The 13,634-nt window shown below is 35.1% G+C and carries 10 protein-coding genes, 9 tRNA genes and 2 pseudogenes; 2 read left to right on the top strand and 19 right to left on the bottom strand.

Translation table 11 applies throughout. The annotated features are described in order from the left end of the window. Nucleotides 1-253: 253 nt before the first annotated feature. A pseudogene (locus TMATH_RS11865) lies at nucleotides 254-753 on the top strand (transposase); the annotation flags it as partial. A 74-nt stretch (nucleotides 754-827) separates the two neighbouring features. On the opposite strand, the gene TMATH_RS03315 reads toward TMATH_RS11865, so the two are convergent. From TMATH_RS03315 to TMATH_RS03255, 13 genes are all read right to left on the bottom strand, one after another. Continuing rightward, nucleotides 828-903, bottom strand: a tRNA-Lys gene (locus tag TMATH_RS03315). A gap of 103 nt (nucleotides 904-1,006) precedes the next feature. Then, nucleotides 1,007-1,083 (bottom strand) — tRNA-Arg (locus TMATH_RS03310). Between the two features lie 13 nt (nucleotides 1,084-1,096). After that, nucleotides 1,097-1,172 (bottom strand) — tRNA-Gly (locus TMATH_RS03305). A 7-nt stretch (nucleotides 1,173-1,179) separates the two neighbouring features. Next, nucleotides 1,180-1,266, bottom strand: a tRNA-Leu gene (locus TMATH_RS03300). A 33-nt stretch (nucleotides 1,267-1,299) separates the two neighbouring features. After that, nucleotides 1,300-1,375: transfer RNA gene (locus TMATH_RS03295), tRNA-Lys, on the bottom strand. A gap of 18 nt (nucleotides 1,376-1,393) precedes the next feature. Then, nucleotides 1,394-1,468, bottom strand: a tRNA-Gln gene (locus TMATH_RS03290). Nucleotides 1,469-1,471: 3 nt separating this feature from the next. Then, nucleotides 1,472-1,548: transfer RNA gene (locus TMATH_RS03285), tRNA-His, on the bottom strand. 11 nt (nucleotides 1,549-1,559) lie between these two features. Beyond that, nucleotides 1,560-1,636 (bottom strand) — tRNA-Arg (locus TMATH_RS03280). Between the two features lie 3 nt (nucleotides 1,637-1,639). Beyond that, nucleotides 1,640-1,713 (bottom strand) — tRNA-Gly (locus TMATH_RS03275). A gap of 164 nt (nucleotides 1,714-1,877) precedes the next feature. Further along, nucleotides 1,878-2,378 carry a metallophosphoesterase gene (locus tag TMATH_RS03270; protein ID WP_003868188.1) on the bottom strand — a complete coding sequence of 167 codons (501 nt, stop codon included), beginning with the start codon at nucleotides 2,376-2,378 and terminating at the stop codon, nucleotides 1,878-1,880. Continuing rightward, nucleotides 2,379-2,975 (bottom strand): XTP/dITP diphosphatase, encoded by a 597-nt coding sequence (locus TMATH_RS03265; RefSeq protein ID WP_013149968.1) that lies wholly within the window; start codon nucleotides 2,973-2,975, stop codon nucleotides 2,379-2,381. Continuing rightward, nucleotides 2,941-3,720 carry a ribonuclease PH gene (gene rph, locus TMATH_RS03260; RefSeq protein ID WP_013149967.1) on the bottom strand — a complete coding sequence of 260 codons (780 nt, stop codon included), beginning with the start codon at nucleotides 3,718-3,720 and terminating at the stop codon, nucleotides 2,941-2,943. Before rph ends, TMATH_RS03265 begins: the two co-directional genes overlap by 35 nt. Nucleotides 3,721-3,865: 145 nt before the next feature. Beyond that, on the bottom strand, nucleotides 3,866-5,299 hold the full coding sequence (locus tag TMATH_RS03255; protein WP_013149966.1) for an N-acetylmuramoyl-L-alanine amidase family protein: 1,434 nt from the start codon (nucleotides 5,297-5,299) through the stop codon (nucleotides 3,866-3,868). 179 nt (nucleotides 5,300-5,478) lie between these two features. Here TMATH_RS03255 and TMATH_RS03250 point away from each other — a divergent pair, with 179 nt between their 5' ends. Beyond that, entirely contained in the window at nucleotides 5,479-5,658 is a 180-nt protein-coding gene (locus TMATH_RS03250; RefSeq protein ID WP_013149965.1) for a hypothetical protein, read from the top strand. Between the two features lie 116 nt (nucleotides 5,659-5,774). On the opposite strand, the gene gatB is transcribed toward TMATH_RS03250, so the two are convergent. From gatB to TMATH_RS03220, 6 genes and pseudogenes are all read right to left on the bottom strand, one after another. Next, the gene (gene gatB, locus TMATH_RS03245) at nucleotides 5,775-7,202 is read right to left on the bottom strand and encodes an Asp-tRNA(Asn)/Glu-tRNA(Gln) amidotransferase subunit GatB (RefSeq protein ID WP_013149964.1); all 1,428 of its coding nucleotides are present in this window, start codon (nucleotides 7,200-7,202) and stop codon (nucleotides 5,775-5,777) included. Further along, a complete protein-coding gene (gene gatA / locus TMATH_RS03240) occupies nucleotides 7,202-8,668 on the bottom strand; it encodes an Asp-tRNA(Asn)/Glu-tRNA(Gln) amidotransferase subunit GatA (protein ID WP_013149963.1) in 1,467 nt (488 codons plus the stop codon). Before gatA ends, gatB begins: the two co-directional genes overlap by 1 nt. 12 nt (nucleotides 8,669-8,680) lie before the next feature. Further along, entirely contained in the window at nucleotides 8,681-8,968 is a 288-nt protein-coding gene (gatC, locus tag TMATH_RS03235) for an Asp-tRNA(Asn)/Glu-tRNA(Gln) amidotransferase subunit GatC (RefSeq protein ID WP_012994710.1), read from the bottom strand. 77 nt (nucleotides 8,969-9,045) lie between these two features. Further along, nucleotides 9,046-11,034, bottom strand: coding sequence for an NAD-dependent DNA ligase LigA (gene ligA, locus TMATH_RS03230; RefSeq protein ID WP_013149962.1), 1,989 nt, complete (start codon nucleotides 11,032-11,034; stop codon nucleotides 9,046-9,048). Nucleotides 11,035-11,051: 17 nt separating this feature from the next. Continuing rightward, entirely contained in the window at nucleotides 11,052-13,187 is a 2,136-nt protein-coding gene (gene pcrA / locus TMATH_RS03225; RefSeq protein ID WP_013149961.1) for a DNA helicase PcrA, read from the bottom strand. Between the two features lie 37 nt (nucleotides 13,188-13,224). After that, nucleotides 13,225-13,527, bottom strand: a pseudogene (locus TMATH_RS03220) (YerC/YecD family TrpR-related protein). Nucleotides 13,528-13,634: the final 107 nt, after the last annotated feature.

Raw genomic sequence — 13,634 nt, 5'->3', positions numbered from 1 at the left:
CTATGTGTGGAAATTTATTTAGGATTTTTTGGGAATATCTTCAGAATTTCAATCCTTAACATGTCTTAAATCTATCCTAACTTCTTTTTCAATGATTTCCTTATGAATGTAATTTTCTATCTCTCGTTTTTGCGTTAATAAATCATAATAACCCTTTTTTACTTTTTTGATGTCCTGTTTGTATTGTTCATTTTCGTCGCTATCATAAAAATGAAATTCTATTGCATTTAATATATGACGAATATAATGAAATATATTAACATATGTTACGACTAACAGAAAAGGATATAGAGAATACAAATCAAATCCAGAAAAATATAAGAACTGTTCATTAAGGAACAAATGTACAGCGAGTAAAGATTACACAAAAAGGATATTTAGTAATGTATGGGAAGAATATGTAGAAGAAGCAGAACATTTAGGGCATACACCATACAATAGAGAAGTATATGCAAGAAAGAAAGAGGCAATAGAGAGAGTATTTGTAGATATGAAAGAGAAACATGGTTTGCAATGGAGACGTTAAGAGGGAAAGAAAAACTGTCCATGCAAGCGATGCTTGTTTTTGTTGCCATGAATTTAAAGAAAATGGCAACATGATTATGGATGAAGGGCATAAACCCTTTATGTATTTTAAACTTTTATCCATTATTTGGAGTTTTAAAGAAAATTTTATCCAGATATATACAGCCCCTGTTTTCGGGACTAGGAAAACAGGGGCTTAAATTTTGCTTTGTCAACACACTGGAATAGTCACATTTGCTATGCAACTATTATTTTTTATGTGACCATTTTGCGACCAAATTCAGTTTTTAAATCTTAAAAACTGGTGCGCCATCAGGGACTCGAACCCCGGACCCGCTGATTAAGAGTCAGCTGCTCTACCAACTGAGCTAATGGCGCACGTTACATTTATTAATTTATTTTTTGAATTGTTTATTAATTTATTTTTTGAATTGTTATTGAAATATCCTTATTATTTTAACTTGTTAGCTTAGCTTCCAACTGGTGCGCCCTGTAGGATTTGAACCTACGACCTCCAGGTTCGAAGCCTGTCACTCTATCCAGCTGAGCTAAGGGCGCCTATAAAAATTAATGGAGCGGACAACGAGACTCGAACTCGCGACCCTCACCTTGGCAAGGTGATGCTCTACCAACTGAGCTATGTCCGCATCTTTATGGTGCGGGAGAAGGGACTTGAACCCATATGCCACTTTAGGCACTAGAACCTGAATCTAGCGCGTCTGCCAATTCCGCCACTCCCGCCCAAATTCAAAACCTCATTTTTTCCTTTAAAACTGGTGACCCATCCGCGACTCGAACGCGGGACACCCTGCTTAAAAGGCAGGTGCTCTACCTCCTGAGCTAATGGGTCATATAATTATCTGATAATTGGCTGGGATGGTAGGATTCGAACCTACGAATGCCAGAGTCAAAGTCTGGTGCCTTACCGCTTGGCTACATCCCAACATGGGGTGGATAGTGGGACTCGAACCCACGACCTCCAGAGCCACAATCTGGCGCTCTAACCAACTGAACTATATCCACCACACAATAAATGGTGCGCCTGGAGAGATTCGAACTCCCGACACACGGCTTAGAAGGCCGTTGCTCTATCCAACTGAGCTACAGGCGCATATGGAGCGGGTGATGGGAATCGAACCCACGTAACCAGCTTGGAAGGCTGGGGCTCTACCATTGAGCTACACCCGCATATAATCAACTTAATTTAATTTTCCTCGCTTGTTTCTCAATTCGTCTGACAGTTTTAGATTATATCAGATGCCCCTATCTTTGTCAACACCTCCAGTAAAAAATTTTCGTAGATTAAATTGTATAAAAGACATAAAAAGAGTAACTTTTCCTTTTACGCCTTTCTAAGCTTCTTTTATCACTGAAGCTTCTTCTAAATTCACCAATCTTGGGAATATCCCGCTAATATCAATTGTCACTAATGCTATTGTTCTTTTCGCACCTTCTCGTGGCAAAGAAGGACTGCCGGGATTTAAAAGTAAAATATCTTCATGTTTTGAAATCATAGGAATATGTGTATGCCCAAAAAATACCGCATTTACTCCCAATTCTTTTCCTCTATCTAAAATCGTTTGATACTCATACTTCACGTAATATCGGTGTCCATGAGTCAACAGGATTTTTTTGCCTTCTATTTCAATTACTTTCTCCAATTCGTCTTTTGTAGGAAAATCACAATTTCCTTTAACATACTCCAACGGAATACCAAACTCTTGAGATAGTTGAGCGGCGTCTGAAGCATTATCTCCTAAATGAATAAGATAATCTATTCCCTTAAGCTCCCGCAATTTTTTTCTAACTAGTGTAAATATACCATGTGTATCACTAATTACAGCTAAAACCATTTATTTTTCCCCCAAACGTTGTAAAATGTAATTTTTCAATTTCACAAGAGCATTAGCTCTGTGACTTATCTTATTCTTTTCTTCCATAGTAAGTTCTGCCAAAGTTTTCCCTAAATCATCAACGTAAAAAATCGGATCGTATCCAAAACCATTTTTTCCTCGATGACGATCTAAAATATACCCTTCTAATTTACCTTCTAATAAAGTTTCTTTTTCTCTTTCTACCACTGCTATCACTGTCTTAAAATAGGCTTTCCTTTTTTCGTAAGGAACGCCCTCTAATAGCTTTAATAATTTTTTGTTGTTATCTTCATATGTAGCATTTTCACCAGCAAATCTTGCAGAATATACTCCAGGTTGCCCATTTAAATACTCCACAAACAACCCTGTATCATCGGCTATAACAATTCCATCAACTTTTTCTTTTAAAAAGCGAGCCTTGATAAGAGCATTTTCTTCAATCGTATTTCCTGTCTCTTTTATATCTTCTTTTATGCCCAAGTCTGCCATGGAATAAATTTCAACAGGATAGCCTTTAAAAAAATTTTTTATTTCTTCAGTTTTATGAGGATTGTTGGTTGCTATTATTATTTTCAACTGAATCAACTCCTATTTTATCGACAATATCATAAAGAACTTCTTTTTGAATTTTGATAATCTGTTCAATCCCATATTCTGCAAGGCTTAAAAGGTCTGACAAATTTTGCTTTGTAAATGGTCCACCTTCACCTGTTCCCTGTATTTCTACAATTTCTCCTTTGTCTGTCATAACTACATTCATATCTACTAATGCATTCGAATCTTCCTGAAAGGATAAATCTAAAAGCTTATTTCCATCTACAATGCCTACACTTACAGCTGCAACAAAACCTTTTAAAGGAATCTTAGGAATATCGCCTTTTTCTACCAATTTGTTAAGTGCATCTGCCAATGCTATAAATGAACCTGTAATAGAAGCTGTTCTTGTACCTCCATCCGCTTGGATAACATCGCAATCTATCCAAATAGTTTTTTCTCCTAACACCTCCAAATCTACTACAGACCTTAAAGAACGGCCTATAAGCCGCTGTATTTCCATAGTCCTTCCACTAGGTCTTCCTTTAGTTACTTCTCTTGGATTTCTCGTTTCAGTTGCTCTTGGCAACATACCATACTCACTAGTTATCCAACCCTTACCTGTACCTTTTTGGAATGGAGGTACTTTATCCTCAATAGAAGCTGTACAAATGACTTTTGTCTCCCCCATTTCAATTAGCACAGAACCTTCTGCAAATTTATTAAAATTTCTTGTAATTTTTATAGGTCTCAGCTCATTAAATTCCCTTCCATCAATTCTATTCATTTCTTCAACCCTTTCATTTCATAAAAATAGTTTAATGTTAATTTATCCTCTCATTGTTTTTATTCTACAATATTATTTTAAAACCTTTATTAATATTTTACAAGAACATAAAAACAAAAAAATCTGGTTTAAAAAACCAGATAAATTATGGATTGTTATTTGTATTATATACAGAATTAGAAACAGTGGTAGAAATAGATCCCTCTTTTAATTTTTTAAAATACTCTACAATACCGTTATATATTCCTTGAGCTACTTTCCATTGGAAGGCATCATCTTGAAGCAAGGCTGCATCATCAGGATTCGTTATAAAAGCTGTCTCAATAAGTATTGCTGGCATTTTTGTCTTGTTTAGCACTGACAAACTAGGACCTTCTTTAAGTCCCCTATCTACCGTATTTATCTCTTTCATTAAGTTGTTATAGATAATTTGAGCAAAGGTCTTGTTGTCTCTCGTATCTCCTTTGTATCCATTTGGATAATACCATATTTCTGTGCCTTTAGGAGTTGGAGTTCCAAAAGCATTAGTATGTATACTTATAAATATGTCAGCTCCCGCATTGTTCGCTTCTTGTGACCTAGTAATAAGGTCTACAAATACATCAGAATCTCTAGACATCATTGTTCTAAATCCACCTTTTGTGAGAAGGCTATTTAGTTTAAGAGCGATCCCTAAAACTACGTCAGATTCTCTTAAGCCACCTACTCCTATCGCACCAGGGTCACTTCCCCCATGACCAGGATCTATGTAAATAAGAGGCACTGTATCCGCCTTAGACTTTATAACCAACATTATAATATTTTTATCGACTATTTTTACAGAATAATCCGTTTTGCTAGTAGTATCTGCCACCACCCTCACTGTGTCGTTGTTATACTGTGAATACCTTATAGCCGTTATAACATTTCCTTCTACTGGTATTTGACCAGCTTTATTGCCATCTGGCATTTTAAGAACAGCATCTGATATGTCTACAACTATTTTATTATCCCCTACTCTTTGAGTATTAAAATGTTCTGCATCAGCATTAATTATAACTTTATCATAATCACCTTCTTTTGTAAAACTTATCCCTGTTACATAGCTTGTCCCAACATCAAAAGAAGTAGTATTTATTTGATAATTTTTTTGGTCCCATTCTACTTTATAACCAAAAGTCTCAAATAAAAATCTAAAAGGAATATATGTATATCCCTCTTTACTAATTTCTATTATTCTTGCAGGAGCTATCAATTTAACTTCTTTTCCATCTACTAAAGCAATATCACTTCCAATAGTTAATTTAACTGTTTTATCTTTTGTTATAGTAACCGTCTTGGTTTTATCATCCCACTCTACTTTAGCTCCAAATCCTTTTTCTGAGATCACCCTCACAGGAATTAATGTGCTGGCTTTTAAAATTAAAGGTGGGGTCTTACCTGTATCGAAATTTTGACCATCTATTTTAATTGTGACATCTGGAATATTGTAATAAAAAGGTTTTCCATCTACTAAGATAGTATTTTTATAAGCGAAGGCCATACTGTAGGAGGCTAAAATTGCTACAACTATTGCAACAAATAATACTATTTTTTTCACTAAAAACCCCCCTTTTTTTGAAAAAATTCGACTTTAAATATATCATAATACATTAATATTACAAAATGATTACAAACTCATTACAATTTTTTAACTTTATTAGTAATTACATATACTGTATCGGTTAAATGGATTAGTTTTTTGAGTTTTAGGAAAAATAAAAAAGGGAGGTGGCACTTGTGACTAATATAAATTGCACAGCCGATTGTATTTACCAAAAAGAAGGAAAGTGTATTTTATCTAATCTTTCACAGATGAACAAAATCAATGGATTAATTGATGATTATATCGATAAAAACAAAGTCAGCGATGAAAATTCAAATATCAATTGTGCATATTATATAAAAGCAAAAAAATAACAGCAAAATGCTGAAAAATTTGTTCACAAAGTGAGTAATATAAATCAAGCCCCACTTTTAAATGTATAAAAAGTGGAGCTTATTATTAATCTTAGCCTACACTTAGCGTAGACTATTTATTTAGACAATTCTTCTTTCAAAATTTGATTAGTAAGCTGCGGATTTGCTTTTCCTTTGGTCGCCTTCATAACTTGCCCTACCAAAAAGCCCATTGCCTTTTCTTTGCCATTTTTGTAATCCTCTACTGACTTAGGATTTTCAGCTATGACTTTTTTGATAATTTCTCTCAATTCGTCCTCATTAGCTATCTGTTTCAAACCTTTTTCTTCTACTATTACTTCTGGCTCTTTCCCTGTACCAAACATTTCTTCAAAAACAGTTTTCGCAATGGATCCGCTTATCACACCATTATCAATTAATTTAAGTAATTTTACTAACATTTGCGGTGTTACGGGTACTTCGTCTATTTCTTTCCCTGTCTCATTCATGAGGCGAGAAAATTCTCCCATAAGCCAATTGCTTACAGTCTTTGGAGAATCATACTCGAGAGCACACTTTTCAAAAAAGTCCGCCATTTTCTTTGAAGAAGTTATAATTTTGGCATCATATTCAGGCAAGCCGTACTCAGCAATAAATCTTTCTCTCTTGCGGTGTGGCATTTCAGGCAAAGACTTTCTAATCTCTTCTTTCCACTCATCTGTTACAATTATTGGAACTAAATCCGGTTCAGGGAAATACCTATAATCATGAGCTTCCTCTTTTGTCCTCATAGGCTCAGTAATTCCTTTTGCCTCATTCCATCTTCTTGTCTCTTGTACTATTGTTCCGCCTTCTTCTAAAACCTTCATTTGCCTTTTTATTTCATACTCCAACGCCTTTTGAACGGCTCTAAAGGAGTTTAAATTTTTAAGCTCTATCTTTGTCCCTAAGTCAGTACTTCCCACAGGCCTCATAGACACATTTGTGTCAACCCTTAAAGAACCTTCCTGCATTTTGCAGTCAGAAACTTCGGTATACTCTAAAATGCTCTTTAATTTTGTTAAGTATTGATAAGCTTCTTCAGGTGTAGATATATCTGGTTCAGAAACTATTTCAATGAGAGGAACCCCTGCACGGTTGTAATCCACTAAAGAGCCATCTGTATTTTCATGTAGCAACTTTCCCGCATCTTCTTCAATGTGTATTCTCTTTATCCCTATTTTCTTCACCTTACCATCTACTTCAATTTCTACATATCCGTTGCTGCACAAGGGAAGGTCATATTGAGAAATCTGATAAGCTTTAGGCAAATCAGGGTAAAAATAGTTTTTTCTGTCCATCTTGCTGAAGTTTGCAATTGTGCAGTTTAAAGCAAGTCCCGCTCTTACAGCATATTCTACAACTTTTTTATTTAAAACTGGTAAAGTCCCAGGAAGCCCAAGACATACAGGGCATACGTGGGTATTAGGTTCTCCGCCAAATTTGGTAGTACAGCTACAAAAAATTTTGCTCTCTGTCAAAAGTTCGGCATGGACCTCTAAGCCAATCACTGCTTCGTACTTCATTATTTTGCACCTCCTATGGCCTGTGGTTTAGCATTAAATTTGTTAGCTTGTTCAAAGGCATAAGCGACATTTAATATTTTCCCTTCATCAAAATGTCTGCCAATTATCTGAAGTCCAACAGGTAAGCCATCTGAAAGACCACAAGGTATGGATATTCCAGGAAGCCCCGCTATGTTAACCGATACAGTGTATATATCTGCTAAGTACATGGCTAACGGGTCATTTGCCCTTTCTCCAATTTTAAAAGCTACAGTAGGACTCGTTGGACCTACTATTACATCACATTTTTCAAAGGCTTTTTCAAAGTCATTTTTAATGAGAGTTCTGACCTTTAATGCTTTTTTGTAATAGGCATCGTAATAGCCCGAACTTAAAGCGTAAGTCCCTAGCATTATCCTTCTCTTTACTTCTTTTCCAAATCCTTCACTTCTCGTAACCATGTACATATCAATTAAATCTTCATATTTTTCTGCAATATGGCCGTATCTTATACCATCATACCTTGCAAGGTTAGAACTAGCCTCTGCCGAAGCGATTATATAATAAGCTGGAAGAGCATATTCTACATAAGGAATAGATATATCTATGATTTCTGCACCTAAGTCTTGTAAAACTTTTATAGATTCTTGTACAGTTTCTTTTACTCCTTCTTCTATTCCCTCGCCAAAAAATTCTTTAGCCACTCCTATCCTCAAGCCTTTAATATCTTCTTTGAGATAAGAAGTGTAATCAGGCTTGTCTATTTTTAAAGAGGTGGAGTCTTTTGGGTCATGCCCTATAATTGTATTTAATACAATAGCACAGTCCGTAACATCTTTTGTAAAGGGCCCAATCTGGTCAAGGGAGGAAGCAAAAGCTACAAGTCCATATCTTGACACCAATCCATAAGTAGGTTTCATCCCTACTACACCACATAGAGAAGCTGGTTGTCTTATAGAACCACCTGTATCTGAACCCAAGGCAAAAGCCGCTTCATCTGCTGCTATAGCTGCTGCAGAACCACCAGAAGACCCTCCTGGAACACGGGATAAGTCCCACGGATTTTTTGTAGTTTTAAAAGCGGAATTTTCTGTAGAAGAGCCCATTGCAAATTCATCTAAATTGGATTTTCCTAAAATCACCGCTCCTTCTTCTAATAATTTTTCCACTACTGTAGCATTATAGGGAGGAATATAGTTTTCTAGCATCTTAGAAGAACAAGTGGTTTTTATTCCCTCAGTAGAAATGTTGTCCTTTATTATCACAGGAATGCCTGTAAGGGCCGTGTCTTCTCCTTTTTTGATTTTCTCATCTGCCTCTTTTGCCTTTTGCAAGGCAAAATCCTCTGTAATTGTGATAAGAGCATCTATTTTAGGTTCTACTTCTTTTATTCTTTCAAGATAGGATTTTGTCACTTCCAAAGCACTGACTTCTCTCTTTTTTAGAAGTTCTCTAAGTTCGTGAATTGTCAAACTATATAATTCCATTTATGTACCTCCTCATTCTATTATCTTAGGCACTTTAAAGCATCCGTTCTCTTTATAAGGTGCATTCATCAATATTTTGTCTCTGCCCATTGAAGGCTTTACTTCGTCTTCTCTAAATACGTTATGGATTGGCACTATATGAGCTGTAGGCTCTACATTTTCAGTGTCCAATTCGTTTAATTTGTTTACATAGTCGATAATTTTACTCAGTTGCACTGTAAACTCTTCTATTTCCTCTTGCGAAAATTTGAGACGGGCTAGTTTAGCCACATGCTCAACTTCACTCCTACTAATAGCCATGCTATCACACCTTTCCTTTATTATTGTCCACCTCTTATAGTTTACCACAAAAACATATTTTTTGAAGGATGGAGTTTTTAAATATTTTCACCTTTTAGCATTTCTTCAAATTGTTTTTCATCAATTATCTCTATTCCCAATTCTTGAGCTTTTTTAAGTTTAGAACCAGGATCCTTCCCTACTAATACATAGTCCGTTTTTTTACTTACTGAATTTGTAACTTTTCCACCTCTTTCTTCAATTATTCTGGTAGCTTCTTCTCTTGTGTAATTTCCCAACGCCCCTGTCAAAACAAAAGTTTTCCCTTCAAATATGCTGCTTACTTTTTCTTTTGAAAGTTTTTTCATGTTTACTCCAGCCTTTTTAAGTTTTTCAATTGTCTCTACATTTTGTTTTTCTGCAAAAAAGGAAACTATACTTCTTGCCATCTTAGGTCCTACGTCAGGCAACTTTGTAAAATCTTCAAATTTTGCCTTCATAATATCGTCTATTGTCTTAAAATGCTCCGCGATCACTTGGGCAGCTTTACTGCCTATTAAGTTTATACCCAAGCCAAAGAGCAATCTATCTAAATCCCTTGTTTTGCTTTCTTCAATAGCATTTAATAAATTTTTAACAGATTTGTCGCCCATTCTTTCTAATTGTATTAAATCTTCGTATTTAAGATAATACAAATCTGCTATGTTGTGAATTAGCCCATTTGACAAAAGCTGATTTATTATGGCTGGTCCCAACCCTTCTATGTCCATTGCATCTTTAGAAGCAAAATGGATAATACCTCTTAAAAGCTGAGCAGGACAGTTAACGCTGGTACAACGCCTTACGGCTTCTCCGGGAAGCCTTACAGCTAAAGCACCACAAACGGGGCATCTATCTGGCATTACAAATTCTCTTTCTTGTCCAGTCCTCTCTTCTTTTATCACTTCTACTACTTCAGGAATGATTTCTCCCGCTTTTTGAATTATTACTGTATCTCCTATCCTTATGTCTTTCTCTTTTATGTAGTCCTCATTGTGAAGGGTTGCTCGGCTTACAACAGAACCTGAGATGGGCACTGGCTCCAATATAGCTGTAGGAGTCAAAGCTCCGGTTCTTCCTACTTGAACTATTATGTCCAAAACTTTTGTTTTTTTCCTCTCTGCAGGATATTTAAAAGCAATAGCCCATCTTGGTTCCTTTGCAGTCTGACCTAAAATCTCCCTCTTTTCAAGGTCATTTACCTTTACTACTGCTCCATCAATATCATAAGGCAGTTTATCTTTTAAATTTCTTATTTCTTCTATTTCTCTTATTACTTCATCTATATTGCTACATTTTTTGTGAATGGGTATTACTTTAAACCCTTGTTCTTTTAAAAATTCTAATGTCTCGACGTGAGTTTTAAATTTTCTACCCTCAACCCTTTGAAGGTTAAAAATAAAAATGTCCAAATCCCTTTTCGCAGTCACTTTAGGGTCTAATTGCCTTAAAGAACCTGCTGCGGCATTTCTAGGATTTGCAAAAAGGCTTTCCCCTAATTTTTCTCTTTCTGTATTTAATCTTTCAAAAGAAGCGCGAGGCATAAAAACCTCTCCCCTTACAACAAGGCTTACATTGTCCTTAAGCCTTAAAGGAATTGACTTTATAGTTTTTAAATTTGGTGTGACATTTTCTCCTGTAATCCCGTCTCCCCTTGTAGACCCCACAGTAAATATGCCATTTTCATAAATTAGTTCCACAGATAAGCCGTCAATTTTTAATTCTACTACGTACTCTACATCTCCCACTGCCTCTCTTACTCTTCTGTCAAAATCTTTAAGCTCTCCTTCAGAAAAAGCATTAGCCAAACTCAGCATTGGAACTATATGGGTAAAAGGCTCAAATTCTTTTAAAGGCTCCCCACCTACCCTTTGGGATGGAGAGTCTGGAGTTTTAAGTTCTGGATATTTTTCTTCTAATTCTATAAGTTCTCTCATCAGCATGTCGTACTCATAGTCTGAAATCTCTGGTTGGTCCAAAACGTAATATTTGTAATTGTGATAATTTATTTTTTCTCTCAATTCCTTTATCCTTTCTTTTGGATCCATAATTCGACCTCCACATTTCAAGAAATAGCTTTAATAGGAGCAAATTTTAAGTCTAACTTTTTTAGGCCCACATTTGGAAAGGCAACTGTAATCTCTTCTCCCTCTACTTTGACTACAGTACCTATCCCCCATATTTTATGCTCTACTTTATCTCCCAAATTATATTGAGTCTTTTCATAAGTTTTCCTTTCTATATAGCTAGATACGGGTCTGTATTCTTCTTTCGGCTTTGATAATTCATGGTATCTTACTAAAAACCTTTCAGGTATTTCGCTTATAAAACGGGAATAGGTGCCGTACTGAGACTTGCCATATAAATTTCTCCTCCTTGCATAGGTCAAATAGAGTTTTTCTTTAGACCTGGTAATGCCAACATAACAAAGCCGTCTTTCCTCTTCTAATTCGTGCTCATCTGTAAAGGACTTAAAAGAAGGAAACACCCCTTCTTCCATGCCTACCATAAATACAACGGGAAATTCTAGCCCCTTCGCAGAGTGCAATGTCATGAGAACAACGCTTTCTCCAATCTCTCCAGCCAAGTCAATGTCTGAGACCAATGTTATGCCGGACAAAAATGCTTCCAAAGATTTGTCCTCTGAAGACTCTTCAAATTCATAAGCCGCGTTTAAAAACTCATTTAGGTTTTCTATTCTTCCCTCTGCTTGCTCTGATTCTTCTCTTTTTAACTCCTCTATATATCCAGTCTCTTCTAAAATGTATTTTATTACTTCACTGACAGTCATTGTATCTTTTTTATCAATTAATTCTAAAATAAACTCCTTAAATTCTAAAAGGCTATTTTTAGCCCTTTGGCTTACTTTTGCATTATCTATTGCAAAAAAAAGACTGGTGTCTTTCTCCAAAGCTGTAGCCTCTAATGCTTCAATGGTTGCAGCTCCAATACCTCTTTTAGGAACGTTTATTATCCTTTTAAAAGATATGTCATCATAAGGATTTACAAGTATTCTCAAATAGGCAATTATGTCTTTTATTTCTTTTCTGTCGTAAAACCTTAAAGCTCCGACCACTTTGTAAGGAATTCGCACCCTCATTAAGGCTTCCTCAAAAGCACGGGACTGGGCATTTGTCCTGTATAAAATAGCAAAATCTCTAAAACTTCTATTTTCTCTTTCTTTTAAGTTGATTATTTCTTGTATCACAAATTCCGCCTCTTCCCTCTCATTCTCTAATTCACAGAGAATTATCTTTTCTCCTTGTTCATTATTTGTCCATAAAGTTTTTTTCTTCCTTCTTATATTATTATCTATGACATAATTGGCTGCTTCTAATATTGTTTTGGTAGAACGATAGTTTTGCTCTAATTTTATAACTTTAGCCTCAGGATAATCTTTCTCGAAATTTAATATGTTACCTACATCTGCCCCTCTCCAACCATATATGCTTTGGTCATCATCACCAACTACACATAAGTTTCTGTATTTTTGGGCTAACATATTCACAAAATGGTATTGAGGCATATTTGTGTCTTGATATTCATCTACCATTATGTATTTAAATTTCCTTTGGTAAAAGTCTAAAACTTCTGGGCTTTCCTTAAAAAGTTCAATGGTTTTTATAATTATGTCATCAAAATCAAGTGCATTGTTTTTCTTTAACTTTTTTTGATATAATTTGTATATTTCACTTATTTTCTTACTCCTGTATTCATTTCCAAAAACATGAATATACTCTTCTGGAGTTACCATTTTATCCTTTGCAGAAGAAATAGCATTTAAGACAGTTTTCACAGGATACTGTTTTTCACTTAAATTTAGCTCTTTAAGGCATTCCTGTATTAAAGCCTTTTGGTCAGTAGTGTCAAATATGACAAAATTTCTGTCATATCCTATTTTGTCAATATCTCTCCTTAAAATTCTCACACTGGCTGAATGAAATGTAGATACCCACAGGTCTCCTATATAACCCAGTAACTCTTCTACTCTTGTTTTCATTTCCTCTGCCGCTTTATTTGTAAAAGTGATAGCCAGTATGTTAGAAGGAGAGATTTTTTTCTCTTTTATAAGATAAGCAATTCTATGAGTCAAAACACGAGTTTTTCCGCTTCCAGCTCCCGCTAATATCAAAAGAGGTCCTTCTGTAGTCATAACTGCTTCTTTTTGTTTGTCATTAAGGTTATTTAATATGCTGTTCATTTTTCTCACTCCAATTTAGTTTTAAAAAAGCCCGGTTTTATTCCCGGGATTCTGATTCTAACCTGTCTAATATAATTTTATATCCATTTGCTCCATAATTCAATGCCCTATTTACTCTGCTTATGGTAGCAGTACTTGCTCCTGTCTTTTCTGCAATTTCTATGTAAGTCTTTTTTTAGCGAAGCATTTTTGCAACCTCCAATCTTTGGGCTAATGCCTTTATTTCATTTATTGTAGCAATATCTTCAAAAAATCTGTAACATTCCTCTATATTTCTAAGTTTTAAAATGGCCTCAAATAACTGGTCAACAAGTTCATCTTTAATTTTAGATTCATACATAATTATCCCTCACCTAATGAAATAATTTAATTGTTTACAAATATATTGTAATAAATATTAAAAAATAATTCAATACTTTAAAGCGATTTTTTATAACGTATACAAAA

The sequence above is a fragment of the Thermoanaerobacter mathranii subsp. mathranii str. A3 genome (genome assembly GCF_000092965.1).
Taxonomy (GTDB): Bacteria; Bacillota; Thermoanaerobacteria; order Thermoanaerobacterales; family Thermoanaerobacteraceae; genus Thermoanaerobacter; species Thermoanaerobacter thermocopriae.
This window is presented reverse-complemented; position numbering and strand designations above follow the sequence as displayed.

What these genes read in the sequence shown, in the direction of transcription:
- rph (WP_013149967.1), bottom strand. Translation starts at nt 3,720, where the DNA reads ATGAATAGAATTGATGGAAGGGAATTTAATGAGCTGAGACCTATAAAA.
- ligA (WP_013149962.1), bottom strand. Translation starts at nt 11,034, where the DNA reads ATGGATCCAAAAGAAAGGATAAAGGAATTGAGAGAAAAAATAAATTAT.
- TMATH_RS03270 (WP_003868188.1), bottom strand. Translation starts at nt 2,378, where the DNA reads ATGGTTTTAGCTGTAATTAGTGATACACATGGTATATTTACACTAGTT.
- pcrA (WP_013149961.1), bottom strand. Translation starts at nt 13,187, where the DNA reads ATGAACAGCATATTAAATAACCTTAATGACAAACAAAAAGAAGCAGTT.
- gatB (WP_013149964.1), bottom strand. Translation starts at nt 7,202, where the DNA reads ATGAAGTACGAAGCAGTGATTGGCTTAGAGGTCCATGCCGAACTTTTG.
- gatC (WP_012994710.1), bottom strand. Translation starts at nt 8,968, where the DNA reads ATGGCTATTAGTAGGAGTGAAGTTGAGCATGTGGCTAAACTAGCCCGT.
- gatA (WP_013149963.1), bottom strand. Translation starts at nt 8,668, where the DNA reads ATGGAATTATATAGTTTGACAATTCACGAACTTAGAGAACTTCTAAAA.